Below are 16,374 nucleotides of genomic sequence, written 5' to 3'. Positions count from 1 at the left end.
CGCGCTGAGGTGGCGTATATTACGCTCCTCACTTCGAGAGTCAAGCGATTGTTTTCGCTTTTCTTTCGGCGCCCGCTTCACCAGGAAGCTAGCTCATCAGTCTGGCGTGTTCCGCCGTGCTGGTAGGGGCGCATTATAGGGAGCGGCGCCGGGATGGCAAGCGCAAAATTGCGAAAAATAGCATTTTTACGGTTTGACGCTTCGAAAGCCTATTTATCAAACAAAAAGCCCTGCATTCGCAGGGCTCACACCAGTTTCAGCAAATTGCTGCTATTTTTTTGACCAGAATTCCCGCGCGAAGTTGCGCACTTTGTCCCAATCGGTGAACTCGAGGTCCTTGCTGGTATCGGTGCTGCCACCGGTAATCTTCATGATCAGCTGAATAATGCGAGTTTGCCACCAGTTATAGCGGGAGTACTGCAGCGCACCGGCAAACACGCCCAGGGTTTTCGGCTTCCAGGGAGAGAGGCGCAGGAACTTCTTCATATAGGCATTAGTTTGCGGCGTCTGCTTCTCAGGCTTGCGGGCGGTCAGGTTGACGCAGAAGAAGGCGGCATCGGCCACCTCCAGCTGCTCCTGATGAGCATGAACAAAGCTGAACAGGCTGGGATGGTAGTTGCCATAACGAATGGACGCGCCGATCAAGACCTTGGCGTACTTGCTGAGATTGCACATCGGCAGGGTATGCAGATCATGCTTCACCACTTCGCATCCCGGCATCTGCTCCAGCATGACATCGATTATTTTGCGGGTTTGGCCATCCCGAGAGGAATAAAGCACCAGAATCTTGTCCATAACTACCTCAACTACGCCAGAATGCAGGCGTAAACAGTACCAGAAGTGTGAAGATTTCCAATCGGCCAAACAACATAGCCAGGATCATTATCCATTTGGCGGTTTCAGTGGTATCAGCAAAATGGGGTGCCACCTCCCCCAAACCGGGTCCCAGGTTATTGAGGGTCGCCACGACAGCTGAAAATGCAGTGAGTTCATCCATGCCCGTCGCCATCAACCCCAACATGCATAGAATGAAGATGATGGTGTAGGCGGCAAAGAAGCCCCACACCGCCTCGATCACTCGTTCGGACAGCGCCTTGTTGCCCAGTTTGATGCGATAGACAGCCTTCGGGTGGATCAGACGCTTGAGCTCCCTCATCCCCTGCAGATGCAACAGCATCAGACGCACTACCTTGATCCCGCCGCCAGTACTCCCGGCACAGCCCCCGACAAAGGAGGAGAACATCAGTAACACGGGCAGAAACAACGGCCATTCGGCAAACCCGGCCGTGCTGAAGCCCGCCGTCGTGGCGATGGAAACCGACTGGAACAGCGCATGATCCAGCGTCTCCTTCCAACTGCCGTAGTTACTGTGCGCCATCAACACCAGAAAGCAGATGAAGGCCAGCACAAGCTGGATGGCGAGAAAGACCTTCACTTCGGGATCCCGCAAATAGACCCCGATCCGCAACGACCGCTGCGCGAATGCCGCAAAATGCAGGGTGAAGTTCACCCCTGCGATCAGCAGAAAGATCACCGTGATAAGGTTGATGGTCGAGCTGTTGAAGTAACCCATGCTGGCATCATGAGTCGAAAAGCCCCCGATCGCGACGGTCGCAAAGGAGTGGCAGATGGCATCAAACAGCGTCATACCCGCGCTCCAAAATGCCAGCGCACAGGCGATGGTGATGAACAGGTAGATATACCAGAGCGCCTTGGCCGTCTCGGCGATACGCGGGGTCACCTTGTTGTCCTTGACTGGCCCCGGGATCTCGGCACGGTAGAGCTGCATGCCACCGATACCGAGCAGCGGCAGTATGGCGACGGCCAGCACGATGATCCCCATTCCCCCCAGCCATTGCAGCAGTTGGCGATAGAAGAGGAACGCCTTGGGCAGTTCATCCAGTCCGGTCAGCACAGTTGCGCCCGTGGTGGTCAGTCCAGAGAAAGATTCAAAAAACGCCTCTGAAACCGACATGTCAGGCACGTCACCCAGCATGAACGGCAAGGCACCGACGCTGCCGAGCACGGTCCAGAACAGCACCACGATGAGGAATCCCTCTCTGGAACCCAACTCCCGCTTCTTGTGACGGTTGGGAAACCAGAGTGCCATTCCGAGCAGCAGGGCAATCACAAAGGCACTGACAAATTCAGAACCGCCCCCATCCCGATAACCAAATGCGACCAGCGCAGGCAACAACATGGTCGAGCTGAACAAAGCAACCAGCAGGCCAACAATTCGGATAATGCTCAGGATGTGCATTCCTGCTCCCTATCAAGAATCAAAGAGCGATGGATTCTAGCCATCTAAGGGACTGAGGGATACCCGCCCATGGGTCCGGTCGGTCAATTCACGGTCAACCCGAGCCCAAACCGAGGACTCCCACGCCACCCGCAAGGAGACCTGCTGACCGTAATCGGCAGCCAGCAATTTGCCATTATGGCTGCTAATCAGCGACTCGACCGTCCCCATGTCACCGTACTCGCAGTGAATGAGAGAGGGAGTGCTCGGCACCTTGAGCAGGATTGGCAACTGCTTGAGAGCCGCACCGACGCCGCCGCCATAGGCTTTGACCAGTCCACCGGTGCCAAGCTGGATACCGCCGTAGTAACGCACCACCACGGCGCAGATTTCACCGAGCCCCGACCCCATCAGCTGGGCCAGGATCGGCTTGCCCGCGGTACCGGTAGGTTCGCCATCGTCGCTGAAGCCATAAACCTGGCTATCTTGCGGCGCCCCTGCCACAAAAGCCCAGCAGTGATGACGGGCGCCCGGGTGTTGCCGTTTGATTTCGTTGACCCACCCCTTGGCCGCCTCGACAGTCGGGGTGTGGGCAATCAGTGTAATGAAGCGACTCTTCTTAATCTCTTCGGTCAGCTCCAGCGGCGCGGCTGGAATGGAGTAAGCTGCCGCCATCAGAGCCCTGCTTGTCTGGTCATGTTCTCCACCCCGTTGGCGTGCAGCACTATGTTGTCTTCGATACGGATGCCGCCAAACGGCCGCAGCGCCTCCACCTTGTTCCAGTTGACCCGCTTGCCCTGCTCACGCTGACGCAGCGGCTCCAGCAGACTGTCGATGAAGTAGAGGCCCGGCTCTATGGTGAATACCTGATCCACCTCCATCACCCGGGTGCAGCGCAGATAGGGGAACAGTTCAGGCGCCGCCAGATGAGTGCCCCGCTCATCCTGCATGAAACCACCGGCATCGTGCACCTGCAGACCGAGGAAGTGGCCAAGACCGTGGGGGAAGAAGACGTTGGTCACACCGGTATTGATCATCTCGTCCACCGACATGTCCACCAGCTCGGTGGCCTGCAGCAGACGCGCCAGTCTGTGGTGCATCTGCTGGTGCAGCTCGCTGTAACGGCGACCCGGTTTGATCTCCTTGATGATCTCCTGTTGCTGCTCATCAAGGGCAGCAATCAGGTCAGCAAACTCGCCACGCCGCCATGCCCAGGTACGGGTGATGTCGGAGGCATAACCGTGAAAATCGACGCCGGCATCGATCAGGAAGGAGTGACGCTCCGCATCCGGTACCCGCAGGGCGGAGAGGTGGGTGTAATGGAGGATGGCCGCATTGCGGTTGATGGCGACGATATTGCCATAGGGCGCCTCATTGGTCCCCTGCCCGACCGCCTTTATATAGGCCAGATTGATCTCGAACTCGCTCGCCCCCGCCATAAAGGAGTCCTTGGCGGCGATATGGCCACGCACCCCGATCCGGTTCGCCTCGCGTAGACACTCCAGCTCGTAGGGGGTCTTGTAGGCGCGGTGATAGTGCAGGTAGTTGAGCACCGCCTCGGGATTGGGCTGGGTCAGCCCCAGCAGATCGGCCACCTCCAGATGACCGCCCAGATAGGCCCACTCCTGCTTGTTGGCAGGCAGATGTTCGGCCACCTGCTCCGGTCGGGTCAAGAAACGGATATCGAAGAAGTCGACCCAGAAGGCATGGGGCAGATCTGCCGCCTTGTGCCAGAAATCGACCGGACGGTAGAACAGCAATACCGGTTTGTTCACCCCGTCCACCAGCAGCCAGCAGTGGGGGTTGTCCAGCACCGGCAACCAGGCCTTGAAGTGCGGGTTTACCTTGAACGGGTAATCCTGATCATCAAGGAAGATGCGGTGGGTCTGGCCGGAGTGGATGGCCAGTCCGCTGAGACCCTGTTGTTGCAGAATATCGCGGGTGCGCTGCTGCAAGGTCTCGAGGTGCTGGGCAAAAAGTTGGCTGTAGCTGCTCATAGCGTCCTGCTCCGAGGTGAATGTGATAGCAGCATAACACCAAGCTCGGGGCGGCTCGACCCGTCAAACTGCCGCTTCGTGAGGTAACGCATGCGTTACAACCTGTTTGTTATCAACACAAAACCAATTGTTAACAAACCAAAAACAATTCAATACACTGCCGGTAGATACATGAAGTCAGGGATTACGCATGGACAACCTCTGCCTGTGGCAACCTGATCCGCTCGGGATGCAGCAATCCAACCTCTACCGTTTTATGGAGGAGGTGAACCGTTTCCACGGTTTGCAGTTGCAGAATTATCCGCAGCTTTACCAATGGTCGGTGGAGAAGACCACCCGTTTCTGGCCGCTGGTATGGCAGCACTGCGGCGTCAAGGGCGAGCTCGGCAACATAGTGGCGGAGAACCGTCAGGATATGCAGCGCACCCGCTGGTTCCCCGACAGCCGCCTCAACTTTGCCGAAAACCTGCTGCGCCGCCAGGACGAGAGCCCGGCCATCATCTCCCGCATCGAAGAGGGCCCAAGCCACACCCTGAGCTGGCGTGAGCTGGGGGAGCAAGTGGCCCGGCTGGCCCAGTGGCTGCGCCATGAGGGGATTGGTCGTGGCGATGTGGTTGCCGCCTATCTGCCCAATATTCCGGAAACCGTGGTTGCCATGCTGGCAACCACCAGCCTCGGGGCGATCTGGACCTCCACCAGCCCCGACTTTGGCGAGGCCAGCGTGGTGGAGCGTTTCGGCCAGACCCGGCCGCGAGTGCTGTTTGCCGTAGACGGCTATCGCTACAACGGCAAAGCTATCGACATTCAGCAGAAGGTCGCCAGCGTGGTCAGCCAGTTAGGCAGCATAGAGCAGACGGTGATGATCCCCCTGCTCGGCAACCCGCTGCAACTTGGTCACGACTGGCAGCAACTGCTGGCGAGCCAGCACGGCGCCCAGCTTGTCTTCGAGCCGATGGCCTTCAATGACCCGCTCTATATCCTCTACTCCTCCGGCACCACCGGCAAACCCAAGTGCATCGTGCACGGCATCGGCGGCACCCTGCTGCAACATCTGAAAGAGCACCAGCTGCACTGCGACATCAAACCGGGGGAGCGGATCTTCTACTTCACCACCTGCGGCTGGATGATGTGGAACTGGCTGGTGAGCGCCCTCGCCTCCGGCGCCACCCTGGTGCTCTACGATGGCTCGCCGTTTTACCCGGATGGCAACGTGCTGTGGGATCTGGCCCGCGACGAGCAGGTCAGCTTGTTCGGCACCTCGGCCAAGTATCTCGATGCGTTGCACAAACAGGGTTATGCCCCTATCAAGACCCACGACTTGCCGCACTTGCGGCTGATCTGCAGCACCGGCTCAGTGCTGTCTCCGGAGGGTTTCGACTACGTCTACCAGCTGATAAAGCAGGATGTGCAGCTCAGCTCCATCTCCGGCGGCACCGATATCTGCTCCTGCTTCGTCATCGGCAACCCGCTCAGCCCGGTCTATCGTGGCGAGAGTCAGGGGCGCGGCCTTGGCCTCGCGGTGCAGGTGTTCAACGAAGCGGGCCAGCCGGTGCAGGGGGAGAAGGGCGAACTGGTCTGCACCAAGCCGTTCCCGGCCCAGCCCATCTACTTCTGGGGCGACGAGAACGGCGATAAGTACCACACCGCCTACTTCGAGCGGTTCGACAACATCTGGTGCCACGGCGACTGGATCGAGCTGACTCCGACCGGCGGCATTCTGTTTTACGGCCGCTCCGATGCCACCCTCAACCCGGGCGGCGTGCGGATCGGCACCAGCGAGATCTACCGCTATGTCGAACAACTCGACGAGGTGGAGGAGAGCATCGTCATCGGCCAGCAGTGGCAGCAGGACGAGCGGGTGGTACTGTTCGTCAAGCTCAATGCGGGCTGCAAGCTGGACGAGCCGCTGCGCGAGCGGATCCGCCAGCAGATACGCCAGCACTGCACAGCCCGCCATGTGCCCGCCCGTATCCTGCAGGTAGATGCCATCCCCCGTACCAAGTCAGGCAAGATAGTGGAGCTGGCGGTACGGGAAGTGGTGCACAACCGGCCGGTCAACAATACCCATGCCCTGGCCGATCCCGAGGTGCTGAACCAGTATCGCAACCGGCCGGAACTGGCCAGTTGATAACAAGCTCACAGCCATCCGAGGCGCTGCAAGGCGCCTCTCTTTTGCCCGTTTTGTGATGAAGAGCTTTTACTCGAGATCTGTTAAACAAATGTTTTAAATAGGTGTTGAAAATGTCTCCTTTTGGATCAATAGTGAGCCTCGCCCCCTGCTGGGGATAAAGGAGCAACACCCCCCACCGAGTGGGAACAAGGAGACACTCTCATGATCTACCAAGGCGAAACCCTGTCGGTCAGCTACCTCGAAAACGGCATTGCCGAACTGAGGTTTGATGCCCCGGGTTCAGTCAACAAGCTGGATCGCGCTACCCTGCTCTCCCTGAGCGAAGCGATCGCCGCATTACAGCAACAAGCCGATTTGAAGGGTCTGATCCTCACCTCCGGCAAAGACGCCTTTATCGTCGGTGCCGACATTACCGAATTCCTGGAACTGTTCGATCTGCCGCAAGACGATCTGCTCGGCTGGCTGAAAAAGGCCAACGACATCTTCAACGCCATCGAAGATCTGCCGGTGCCGACCCTCTCTGCCATCAAGGGCCACGCTCTGGGCGGCGGCTGCGAGACCATTCTCTCCACCGATTTCCGTCTGGCTGACACCAGCGCCAAAATCGGCCTGCCCGAGACCAAACTCGGCATCATGCCGGGCTTTGGCGGCACAGTCCGTCTGCCGCGAGTGATCGGTGCCGACAACGCATTGGAGTGGATCACCACCGGCAAGGATTACCGTGCCGATGACGCCCTCAAGGTGGGTGCCATCGATGCCGTAGTCGCCCCCGATGCGCTGCAGAGCGCTGCGGTGCAGATGATGAAAGACGCCATCGCGGGCAAGCTGGACTGGCAGAGCCGTCGCGCCGCCAAAAAAGCGCCGCTGCGCCTCTCCAAACTGGAAGCCATGATGAGCTTCACCACCGCCGCCGGCATGGTTGCCGCCGTGGCGGGCAAACACTATCCGGCGCCGATGACTGCGGTGAAAACCGTCGAAGCCGCCGCTGGCATGGGCCGTGACGAAGCACTGGTCGTTGAGGCACAGGGCTTTATCAAACTGGCCAAGACCGATGTCGCCAAGGCGCTGGTCGGTATCTTCCTCAACGATCAGCACATCAAGGCGCTGGCCAAGAAGGCTGCCAAGCAGGCAGCTAAGGCCACTAGCCACGCCGCCGTACTGGGTGCCGGCATCATGGGGGGCGGCATCGCCTACCAGTCTGCCAGCAAGGGCATTCCGGCGGTGATGAAGGATATCAACGAGAAGGCACTGGCACTTGGCATGGGCGAAGCCACCAAGCTGCTCAACGGCCAGCTCGAAAAGGGTCGCATCGACGGCATCAAGATGGGCCAGGTGCTCTCAGCCATCACCCCGACCCTCAGCTATGACAACGTCAAGCATGTGGATCTGGTGGTCGAAGCCGTGGTCGAGAATCCCAAGGTGAAGGCCGCCGTACTGGGCGAAGTGGAAGGGATCATTGGTGAAGACGCCGTGCTCGCCAGCAACACCTCCACCATTCCCATCTCCCTGCTGGCCAAGGGGCTGAAACGCCCGCAGAACTTCTGCGGCATGCACTTCTTCAACCCGGTGCACCGCATGCCACTGGTGGAGATCATCCGCGGCGAGCAGACCTCCGATGAAACCATCAACCGCGTGGTGGCCTATGCCGCCGCCATGGGCAAGTCCCCGGTCGTGGTCAACGACTGCCCCGGCTTCTTCGTCAACCGCGTGCTGTTCCCCTACTTCTTCGGCTTCAACAAGCTGGTTGCCGATGGTGCCGACTTCGCCGCCGTCGACAAGGTGATGGAGAAGGAGTTCGGCTGGCCCATGGGCCCCGCCTATCTGCTGGACGTGGTCGGCATCGACACAGGTCACCATGCCGGTGATGTGATGGCGCAGGGTTTCCCGGCACGCATGAGCAAGGAAGGTCGCACCGCCATCGACGTGATGTATGAGGTGAGCCGCTTCGGTCAGAAGAATGGCAAGGGTTTCTACTCTTACGAGCAGGACAAGAAGGGCAAGCCGAAGAAGGTGGCCGACGCCGCTGCTTATGAGCTGCTGGCCCCCATCGCCAAGCCGAAACAGGATTTCGACAAAGACGCCATCATCGCTCGCATGATGATCCCGATGATCAACGAGGTGGTGCTCTGTCTGGAAGAGGGCATTGTTGCCACCCCAGCCGAAGCCGACATTGCGCTGGTTTACGGTCTGGGCTTCCCTCCCTTCCGCGGCGGCGTGTTCCGCTATCTGGACACCATTGGTCTGGATCGCTATGTAGCAATGGCCGACCAGTATGCCGACTTGGGCCCGCTCTACCGCGTCAGCAACAAGCTGCGTGAGATGGCCGCCCAGGGCAACACCTTCTACTGATTGCGGAAAGGAGATCCATTCATGAAAGACGTAGTCATTGTCGACTGTATCCGGACCCCCATGGGCCGATCCAAGGGCGGCGCCTTCCGCAACGTGCGTGCAGAAGATCTGTCCGCGCACCTGATGAAATCCATCCTGCTGCGCAACCCCAACCTCGACCCGAACGAGATCGAAGATATCTACTGGGGCTGCGTACAGCAGACCCTGGAGCAGGGCTTCAACATCGCCCGCAACGCCGCGCTGCTGGCCGGCATTCCGAAGCAGGTGGGGGCGGTCACCGTCAACCGCCTGTGCGGCTCCAGCATGCAGGCGCTGCACGACGCGTCCCGCGCCATTCAGGTGGGTGATGGGGATATCTTTATCATCGGCGGCGTCGAGCACATGGGGCACGTGCCCATGAGCCACGGCGTGGACTTCCACCCCGGCATGGCGAAATCCGTGGCCAAAGCCTCCGGCATGATGGGACTGACTGCCGAGATGCTCGGCAAGCTGCACGGCATCAGCCGTCAACAGCAGGACGAGTTTGCCGCCCGCTCCCACCGCCGCTCCCACGCCGCCACCGTGGAAGGGCGCTTCGCCAAGGAGATCGTCGGGCTGGAAGGCCATGACGCCAGCGGCGCCCGCTTCTTCTACGACTACGACGAGGTGATCCGCCCGGAAACCACGGTCGAGACTCTGAGCCAGCTGCGCCCGGTGTTTGACCCGGTCAACGGTACCGTCACCGCCGGCAGCTCCTCGGCGCTGTCCGATGGCGCCGCCGCCATGCTGGTGATGAGTGCGGATCGCGCCAAGGCCCTCGGCCTCACCCCTCGCGCCAAGGTACGTGCCATGGCCATCGCCGGCTGTGACGCCGCCATCATGGGTTACGGCCCGGTGCCGGCCACCCAGAAGGCGCTCAAGCGGGCCGGTCTGACCGTCGGCGACATCGATCTGTTCGAGCTGAACGAGGCGTTTGCCGCCCAATCCCTGCCCTGCGTGAAGGATTTGGGTCTGCAGGATCTGGTGGACGAGAAGGTAAACCTCAACGGTGGCGCCATTGCGCTGGGCCACCCGCTCGGCTGCTCCGGTGCCCGCATCTCCACGACTCTCATCAATCTGATGGAGGAGAAAGATGCCACGCTAGGGGTTGCCACCATGTGTATCGGTCTGGGTCAGGGCATCGCCACCGTATTTGAAAGGGTGTGATAACCAACCGGATCGACGGGATGCACTACTGAGAGTACTCCCTTTTCGGGGCCAGTCTGACTGGCCCCTTTGCAAGCTGTGACGATCGCCACACGGAGTGATCGTCAGTGGTCAGAAGCTGTCTGTTGGCCGTCCCGTTTGGGTCGGCCTTTTTTCGTTTTAAACTCGGCAATGAATGGTTATTGCTCCAAACCTCACATTAGATGGGGGGCTTGCTTGCTTTTTGCTCCCCTGACAGGTTCAATCTGCACAAAAAAATGGGTGGATGCACATACATATGTCAATGAGCAAACAACTGCTGATCGTCGATGACGACCAAGAGATCCGCGAGCTGCTCAACGAATACCTGACCCGGGCGGGCTTTCAGGTATTGACGGCAGCGGAGGGCAACGAGATGCGCCAGCAACTCGCCCGGCACAGCCCGGACCTGATTATTCTGGACATCATGATGCCCGGCGAGGACGGTTTTACCCTCTGCCAGCAGATCCGTCGTGACTCCCAGGTGCCCATCATCATGCTGACCGCCGCCTCCGACGAAGCGGATCGGGTGATCGGCCTGGAACTGGGTGCCGACGACTATATCGCCAAGCCGTTCAGTCCCCGCGAACTGCAGGCCCGCATCAAGGCGCTGCTGCGTCGCGCCGAATTCCGCCAGCCGGAAAAAGAGAAAGAACCGAGCCGCCGGCTGCGTTTTGCTGAGTGGACCCTCGACACCCTGAGCCACCAGCTTACCCACGACGATGGCAGCCTGCTGGATCTCTCCGGTAGCGATGCCCTGCTGCTCGGCATGTTCCTGCAACAACCCGGCGTGGTGCTGGATCGGGATACCATTTCCGATGCCACCCGCGGCCGTGAAAGCCTGCCGATGGAGCGTGGCATCGACGTGCAGATCAGCCGGTTGCGCCAGAAACTGGGGGACAACGGCAAGAGCCCGCGTATCATCAAAACCATTCGCGGCAGCGGTTACATGCTGATCGCCGAGGTTCACGAGCTTCCATAACGAGTAGGTAGTCAGGTAGCAACCGCATGCTGATCGACAAAGAGTACGAACTGCCATGAGCCACAAGTGGTCCTGGGGGGGGCTGGTGCCCCGCTCCCTGCTGTCACGGATGATCCTGCTGCTGTTGCTGGCCATCCTGCTCTCCCAGACCATTCTGACCGGTATCTGGATGCAGCAGATCCAGAAACGGGAGCTGGAGGGGATGATCAGCACCACCCGCAACCTGGCGCTCTCCGCCGCCTCCACCGTCAACTTCTTCAAATCCCTGCCGCTGCAGTATCGCCATATCGCGCTGGACCAGTTGCGCAACATGGGGGGCAGCCGCTTCTTCGTCTCGCTCAACGAAGAGGAGATCCACATCAACGCCATCCCCGAGAGCGAGCGCAAGATGCTGGTGCTGCAGGAGGTGCAGGGGGTGCTGACCCGCAAGCTCTCCGACGCCATGGCAATCAAGGTGGATTTCTCGCGGCCAGAAGATCTCCACGTCTTCAATAACGACACCCTGCTGGCGGATCTGCCCTCCTCCTGGGCCCGCTATACCCTGTCGCTGGAGCCCATCAACCCGCCGGTGCTGGTCACCCAGATCGAGATCGAAAAGGGGGAGTGGCTCTATCTGGCGGCCCTGCTGCCCGCCCCCTACATGACCCTCGACGATACCGTGATGCCGAGCAATCAGGTGCGCTTCATCGCCCTGATGACGGTGTTCCTCTGCTTCTTCACCTTTATGCTGGTGCGCTGGCAGACCCGCCCGCTGCGCCGCCTGGCCAAGGCCGCCGTCAATCTGGGGATGGATATCGACCAGCCTTCCCTCAAGGAGGAGGGCGCGTCGGAAATCGTGGCGGCCACCCGCGCCTTCAACATCATGCAGCACCGCATCCGCCGTTATATTGACGACAGAGAGCGGCTGTTCAGCTCCATCTCCCACGACCTCAAGACCCCCATCACCCGGCTGCGGCTGCGGGTCGAGCTGCTCGACGACGAGGTGCAGATCGGCAAGTTCAACAAGGATCTCGACGAGCTGGAGCTGATGGTGAAGGGGGCGCTGCAGACGGTGAAAGAGACCGACATCCACGAGAACATCGAGCAGATCGACATCAACGCCGTGCTGGAGCAGATGGCGGAGTCGATGAACCTGCACGACGAGCGCCTGACTATCGAAGGCCACTGCAAGTGGCCCTATCGCGGCAAGCTGCTGGCACTGAAGCGCTGCATCGGCAATCTGGTGGATAACGGCATCAAGTACGGCCAGCGCGTGCGCATCATCATCATGGATGACGAGGAGATGCTGATCCTCTTCATCATGGACGAGGGCCCCGGCCTGCCGGACGATCAGTTCGAGCGCATCTTCGAGCCCTACTACCGGCTCAGTACCGATCAGGCCGGAACCGGCCTCGGCCTTGGCATCGCCCGCAACATCGCCCATGCCCACGGCGGCGATCTGGTGCTGGAAAATCGCCCGCAAGGTGGCCTGCAAGCCACGCTCTCCCTACCAAGGTAGTTTTTGTATGAAGTGGTATCCATTGACCCTGCTTGCCCTGCTCTGTGGTTCCGCCTGCGCCTCCCAGGTGGAGGTGCTGCACTGGTGGACCTCCGGCGGCGAGGCCAAGGCGGTGGAAGTGCTCAAGTCCGAATGGATCGACCAGGGCAATGAGTGGAATGACTTTGCGGTGCAGGGCGGCGGCGGCAAGAGTGCCATGACAGTGCTGAAGAGCCGGGCGCTGGCGGCCAATCCACCGGAGGCGGCCCACCTCAAGGGCTATGAACTCAAGGAGTGGGCCGGACTCGGCTTTTTGCGCGATCTCAGCCCGATGGCCGATCACCTCAGCTGGTACAATCAGATGCCCCCCATGGTACGGGCCACCCTCAGCCAGAATGGCGCCCTGATGGCGGTGCCCACCGGCATCCACCGGGTCAACTGGCTATGGCTCAACCGCAAGATTTTCGCCAAGTATCAGCTAACCCCGCCCACCGACTGGGCCCAGTTTGTCACCCTCGCCGACCAGCTAAAAAAACGGGGCATCACGCCGCTCGCCATCGGCAACGAGCCCTGGCAGCTGTCGGTACTGTTTGAGACGGTGGCCCTCGGCGAGGGGGGCAAGGTGTTCTATCGCAAGGCGTTTCTCGAACAGGACAGCGCCACCCTGACCGGCCCAGACATGGTGCGGGTACTGACCCGCTTCCAGCAGCTGCGCGCCTATGTACCGCAAAAATACGCCGGTCTGAAGTGGCATCAGGCCACCAACTTGCTGGAGAGCGGTGGTGCCGCCATGCAGCTGATGGGGGACTGGGTGAAGGGGGAGCTGAGCGCGGGGAACTATCGGCCGGGTGAGGATATCGCCTGCCTGCCTAGCCCGGGCAGTACAGGGTTATTCAGCTACAACCTTGACTCCATCGCCATGTTCAAACAGCGGGCTCCGGCCCAGTTGCAGGCGCAGGGCGATCTGGCCCAACTGCTGATGACGCCGCAATTCCAGCAGGAGTTCAACCGGGTGAAGGGGTCGATCCCGGCGCTGACCAACCCTGATATGAGCAAGTTTGACCGCTGCGCCATCCGCTCCTATCAGGATTTCCTGCTGGCGGAAAAGCAGGACAACCTGCTGCCCAGCATGGCGGAGGGGATGGCGACGCCGACCAATATGCGGCAGGCGATCATGGATGTGCTGAGCAACTTCTTCAACGACCCCAAGGCCAACCCCGAACAAACAGCCCTGCATCTGGAGCGAGCCATGCGCTCGACCCGCTGATCCGGGCACATTGCCAAACGGCAGAAATGACAAAGGCGGAATAGCTCCGCCTTATGTTGTTGAATCGTCATCCGATTCAGGATTGATCGTTTTCGTCCTCATCCTCGTCATAGTAATCGCTGAGCTCGATCCAGAGCCCCAATCCGACCATCACCATGGAGCCGAACCAGGTACCGGTATTCCCGATCGGGCTGCCCATCACTATCATGGCGAAAGACAAGAACCCCATGCCTGCGTAGGCCTGTAATCTGCCGTAGGAAACCTGCATATTCACCTCCTTGTTGAATATGGTGCAATTTTTATATTACTCGTCCGGTGCACACTGGATAGGGTTAAATAACATTTTGGTTACATATGCTGGTTGGCAGGGCGATTATTTGATTATTTTTTAGCCCTGAGTATCATTGGCAGCCGAATAGGTTGAAGGTTGATAATAGATGAGTGATTTATTCTGCGGCGCAACTCATGAATTGGACGCAATCGGGCTTCGTTGCCCGGAACCCGTGACGATAGCTCGCAAGAAAGTGCGGCTGAAGGTTGATTATTAATGAGTAATTTATTCTGCAATGCGACCCATGAGTTGGACGCAATCGGGCTTCGTTGCCCGGAACCCGTAATGATGGTTCGCAAGAAAGTGCGGCTGATGGCGGATGGCGAGACCCTGCTGGTCAGCGCCGACGACCCTTCAACCACCCGCGACATCCCCAGTTTCTGCCGCTTTATGGATCACACCCTGATCGCCAGCGAGACAGAGCAGGCCCCTTACCGCTATCTTATCCGCAAGGGTCAATAAGCCCCAGTACCGGAGCAATCCATGACAACCATTACCCGAATCGGCACCACCCAGCGTTGGTCAGATGTGGTCATCCACAATGGCACCCTCTATGTGGTAGAAGTCCCTGTCAGTGAAGAGGCGGATATCCACCAGCAGACCCGCGAAGTGCTGACCAGCCTGCAGCGCCTGCTGGAAGCCCATGGCTCCGGCGTCGACAAGATCCTGATGGCCAATATCTATCTCAAAGATATTCAGGAGATCGCCGCCTTCAACGAGCAGTGGGATGCCTGGATCCCGGCTGGCACCGCACCCGTGCGCGCCTGCGTACAAGCCCGCCTCGCCCACGAGGGCTACAAGGTCGAAGTACAGCTGACTGCAGCTGTCTAAGCTTTTCCCGGCTTGAGCTTGAGCTTGGGATAGCAAAAGGCCCCGCCATCGCTGGCGGGGCCTTTTCGTTGCCGAAACCTGAACGACTTAGGCGGTCGGGGTCAGGGTAATGGTGACGCGGCGGTTCTGCGCCTTGCCTTCGGCCGTGCTGTTGGTGGCAATCGGCTGATCCGGGCCCACGCCGGTGGTGGAGATGCGGCTACCTGCTACGCCCTGACCAATCAGCTGGGCGGCAACGGCATCGGCGCGATCGCGGGAGAGCTTCATGTTCAGCTCGCGGGAACCTGTGCTGTCGGTGTGACCAACCACGTTCAGGCGAGTCTTGTCGAACTCGGCAACCACCATGGCCACGCCGGAGAGGGTGTTGGCACCGGCCGCTTTCAGCTGGGAGCTGGAGCTGTCGAAAGTGACATTGTTCGGCATGTTAAGGATCAGCTGATCGCCGTTGCGGGTCACGCTGACACCGGTACCCTGCAGCTTCTCGCGCAGCTTGGCTTCCTGCACATCCATGTAGTAGCCGATACCGCCACCCAGCGCCGCGCCGGCCGCAACGCCGGTCAGGATGCCCTTCTTGCGGTCACCCTTGCTGGAGGAGAGCGCACCTACGGCCGCGCCGGCAGCGGCGCCAGCCAGCGCCCCCCAAGCAGCCTTGCCCGTCTGCTGTTCGCCAGTGTAAGGATTGGTAGTACAGCCGCTCAGGGCAACGGTCAGTGCCAGAGCAGGCACCAGGATCTTGGCTCGCATGAAAAAACCTCTGTGAAAACAATCCGGCACCATGCCGGGGGCCGGATTGTAACGCGCTGGCACGCCATTGTCTGACGCAAGTCAGAATCGACGGCGAGAGTGATGTTTTTTTGGGCGATCTGCGGGCTGTCAGCGCGGCAACTGACACTCGGCGTGGCAAGGACAGCTGACCAGATGATCGTTCACCATCCCCACCGCCTGCATAAAGGCGTAACAGATGGTGCTACCAACGAAATTGAAGCCGAGCTTCTTGAGCGCCTTTGCCATGGCATCCGACTCCGGCGACGTTGCCGGAATATCGCCGTTGCCCTGACGCTGGTTGACGATGGGGGCGCCGCCGACAAAGCCCCACAGGTAGTCGGCGAAGTCGATCCCCTGCTCCTGCAACGCCAGATAGGCGCGGGCATTTCTGATGATCGACTGCACCTTGAGCCGGTTGCGGATAATGCCGCTGTCCTGCATCAATCTCTCTACATCCTGCTCGTCGAACTGCACAATGCGGTGCGGATCGAAGTCGGCATAGGCGCGGTAGTAGCTCTCGGTGCGCTTCAGGATGGTGATCCACGACAGCCCCGCCTGCTGGCCGTCGAGGCAGAGCTTGGCAAACAGCTCGCGCGAGTCATAGACCGGCCTGCCCCACTGTTTGTCATGGTATTCAATGTATTCCGGGTCTTTGGTCACCCAGGCGCAGCGCAGTTCCATTTCCTCTCCCTCGTTATTTCAGCGGTTTGCCCGACCCTGCCCACTCGGCTGGCGGCATCGCTCACATCCTGTACCGGACATCCCGCCCGACCAGCCAGGGCGCAGTGCCATCCCGTGAATC

Annotated in this window: 15 protein-coding genes; 8 read left to right on the top strand and 7 right to left on the bottom strand. The window is 59.8% G+C overall.

Annotation, left to right across the window (positions count from 1 at the left end; genetic code table 11):
* Positions 1-270: 270 nt before the first annotated feature.
* The 4 genes from hemG to pepQ are packed head-to-tail and all read right to left on the bottom strand — an operon-like array spanning position 271 to position 4,236.
* Positions 271-795 carry a menaquinone-dependent protoporphyrinogen IX dehydrogenase gene (gene hemG, locus BN1125_RS09955; protein ID WP_042012126.1) on the bottom strand — a complete coding sequence of 175 codons (525 nt, stop codon included), beginning with the start codon at positions 793-795 and terminating at the stop codon, positions 271-273.
* Positions 796-802: 7 nt separating this feature from the next.
* Positions 803-2,260 (bottom strand): TrkH family potassium uptake protein, encoded by a 1,458-nt coding sequence (locus tag BN1125_RS09950; RefSeq protein WP_042012125.1) that lies wholly within the window; start codon positions 2,258-2,260, stop codon positions 803-805.
* A gap of 36 nt (positions 2,261-2,296) precedes the next feature.
* Positions 2,297-2,914, bottom strand: a complete 618-nt coding sequence (locus BN1125_RS09945; protein ID WP_042012124.1) for a YigZ family protein — start codon at positions 2,912-2,914, stop codon at positions 2,297-2,299.
* On the bottom strand, positions 2,914-4,236 hold the full coding sequence (gene pepQ / locus BN1125_RS09940) for a Xaa-Pro dipeptidase (protein ID WP_042012123.1): 1,323 nt from the start codon (positions 4,234-4,236) through the stop codon (positions 2,914-2,916). Before pepQ ends, BN1125_RS09945 begins: the two co-directional genes overlap by 1 nt.
* 190 nt (positions 4,237-4,426) lie before the next feature.
* Here pepQ and BN1125_RS09935 point away from each other — a divergent pair, with 190 nt between their 5' ends.
* The 6 genes from BN1125_RS09935 to BN1125_RS09910 all read left to right on the top strand — a co-directional run bounded on the left by BN1125_RS09935 (position 4,427) and on the right by BN1125_RS09910 (position 13,645).
* The gene (locus tag BN1125_RS09935; RefSeq protein WP_042012122.1) at positions 4,427-6,364 is read left to right on the top strand and encodes an acetoacetate--CoA ligase; all 1,938 of its coding nucleotides are present in this window, start codon (positions 4,427-4,429) and stop codon (positions 6,362-6,364) included.
* Positions 6,365-6,568: 204 nt separating this feature from the next.
* Positions 6,569-8,716: a fatty acid oxidation complex subunit alpha FadB gene (fadB, locus tag BN1125_RS09930; protein ID WP_042012121.1), complete on the top strand. Its 2,148-nt coding sequence runs from the start codon at positions 6,569-6,571 to the stop codon at positions 8,714-8,716.
* A 21-nt stretch (positions 8,717-8,737) separates the two neighbouring features.
* Positions 8,738-9,901 (top strand): acetyl-CoA C-acyltransferase FadA, encoded by a 1,164-nt coding sequence (gene fadA, locus BN1125_RS09925; protein ID WP_042012120.1) that lies wholly within the window; start codon positions 8,738-8,740, stop codon positions 9,899-9,901.
* A 277-nt stretch (positions 9,902-10,178) separates the two neighbouring features.
* Entirely contained in the window at positions 10,179-10,901 is a 723-nt protein-coding gene (locus tag BN1125_RS09920) for a response regulator (RefSeq protein WP_042012119.1), read from the top strand.
* 55 nt (positions 10,902-10,956) lie between these two features.
* Positions 10,957-12,399 (top strand): ATP-binding protein, encoded by a 1,443-nt coding sequence (locus tag BN1125_RS09915; RefSeq protein ID WP_042012118.1) that lies wholly within the window; start codon positions 10,957-10,959, stop codon positions 12,397-12,399.
* Positions 12,400-12,406: 7 nt separating this feature from the next.
* Complete coding sequence (locus BN1125_RS09910) at positions 12,407-13,645, top strand: ABC transporter substrate-binding protein (protein WP_042012117.1); 1,239 nt, start codon at positions 12,407-12,409, stop codon at positions 13,643-13,645.
* Positions 13,646-13,721: 76 nt separating this feature from the next.
* Here the strand turns inward: BN1125_RS09910 and BN1125_RS09905 are convergent, their stop codons facing one another.
* On the bottom strand, positions 13,722-13,913 hold the full coding sequence (locus BN1125_RS09905; RefSeq protein WP_005339471.1) for a hypothetical protein: 192 nt from the start codon (positions 13,911-13,913) through the stop codon (positions 13,722-13,724).
* 279 nt (positions 13,914-14,192) lie between these two features.
* On the opposite strand from BN1125_RS09905, the gene tusA reads away from it, so the two are divergent.
* Together tusA and BN1125_RS09895 are read left to right on the top strand one after the other, a co-directional pair.
* Positions 14,193-14,438 (top strand): sulfurtransferase TusA, encoded by a 246-nt coding sequence (tusA, locus tag BN1125_RS09900; RefSeq protein WP_042012116.1) that lies wholly within the window; start codon positions 14,193-14,195, stop codon positions 14,436-14,438.
* A 21-nt stretch (positions 14,439-14,459) separates the two neighbouring features.
* Positions 14,460-14,807, top strand: a complete 348-nt coding sequence (locus tag BN1125_RS09895) for a RidA family protein (RefSeq protein ID WP_042012114.1) — start codon at positions 14,460-14,462, stop codon at positions 14,805-14,807.
* A gap of 87 nt (positions 14,808-14,894) precedes the next feature.
* Here BN1125_RS09895 and BN1125_RS09890 read toward each other — a convergent pair whose 3' ends face one another.
* Positions 14,895-15,551, bottom strand: a complete 657-nt coding sequence (locus BN1125_RS09890; protein WP_042012113.1) for an OmpA family lipoprotein — start codon at positions 15,549-15,551, stop codon at positions 14,895-14,897.
* A 129-nt stretch (positions 15,552-15,680) separates the two neighbouring features.
* On the bottom strand, positions 15,681-16,253 hold the full coding sequence (locus BN1125_RS09885) for a DNA-3-methyladenine glycosylase I (RefSeq protein WP_042012112.1): 573 nt from the start codon (positions 16,251-16,253) through the stop codon (positions 15,681-15,683).
* Between the last annotated feature and the right edge of the window lie 121 nt (positions 16,254-16,374).

It is taken from the genome of Aeromonas fluvialis, from assembly GCF_000819885.1.
Classification (GTDB): domain Bacteria; phylum Pseudomonadota; class Gammaproteobacteria; order Enterobacterales; family Aeromonadaceae; genus Aeromonas; species Aeromonas fluvialis.
The sequence above is the reverse complement of the archived record's forward strand: the minus strand, read 5'-3'. Positions and strand labels throughout refer to the sequence as shown.

What these genes read in the sequence shown, in the direction of transcription:
- BN1125_RS09885 (WP_042012112.1), bottom strand. Translation starts at nt 16,253, where the DNA reads ATGGAACTGCGCTGCGCCTGGGTGACCAAAGACCCGGAATACATTGAA.
- BN1125_RS09895 (WP_042012114.1), top strand. Translation starts at nt 14,460, where the DNA reads ATGACAACCATTACCCGAATCGGCACCACCCAGCGTTGGTCAGATGTG.
- BN1125_RS09890 (WP_042012113.1), bottom strand. Translation starts at nt 15,551, where the DNA reads ATGCGAGCCAAGATCCTGGTGCCTGCTCTGGCACTGACCGTTGCCCTG.
- BN1125_RS09935 (WP_042012122.1), top strand. Translation starts at nt 4,427, where the DNA reads ATGGACAACCTCTGCCTGTGGCAACCTGATCCGCTCGGGATGCAGCAA.
- hemG (WP_042012126.1), bottom strand. Translation starts at nt 795, where the DNA reads ATGGACAAGATTCTGGTGCTTTATTCCTCTCGGGATGGCCAAACCCGC.
- BN1125_RS09945 (WP_042012124.1), bottom strand. Translation starts at nt 2,914, where the DNA reads ATGGCGGCAGCTTACTCCATTCCAGCCGCGCCGCTGGAGCTGACCGAA.
- BN1125_RS09915 (WP_042012118.1), top strand. Translation starts at nt 10,957, where the DNA reads ATGAGCCACAAGTGGTCCTGGGGGGGGCTGGTGCCCCGCTCCCTGCTG.
- tusA (WP_042012116.1), top strand. Translation starts at nt 14,193, where the DNA reads ATGAGTAATTTATTCTGCAATGCGACCCATGAGTTGGACGCAATCGGG.
- BN1125_RS09920 (WP_042012119.1), top strand. Translation starts at nt 10,179, where the DNA reads ATGTCAATGAGCAAACAACTGCTGATCGTCGATGACGACCAAGAGATC.
- BN1125_RS09905 (WP_005339471.1), bottom strand. Translation starts at nt 13,913, where the DNA reads ATGCAGGTTTCCTACGGCAGATTACAGGCCTACGCAGGCATGGGGTTC.
- BN1125_RS09910 (WP_042012117.1), top strand. Translation starts at nt 12,407, where the DNA reads ATGAAGTGGTATCCATTGACCCTGCTTGCCCTGCTCTGTGGTTCCGCC.
- fadB (WP_042012121.1), top strand. Translation starts at nt 6,569, where the DNA reads ATGATCTACCAAGGCGAAACCCTGTCGGTCAGCTACCTCGAAAACGGC.
- BN1125_RS09950 (WP_042012125.1), bottom strand. Translation starts at nt 2,260, where the DNA reads ATGCACATCCTGAGCATTATCCGAATTGTTGGCCTGCTGGTTGCTTTG.
- pepQ (WP_042012123.1), bottom strand. Translation starts at nt 4,236, where the DNA reads ATGAGCAGCTACAGCCAACTTTTTGCCCAGCACCTCGAGACCTTGCAG.
- fadA (WP_042012120.1), top strand. Translation starts at nt 8,738, where the DNA reads ATGAAAGACGTAGTCATTGTCGACTGTATCCGGACCCCCATGGGCCGA.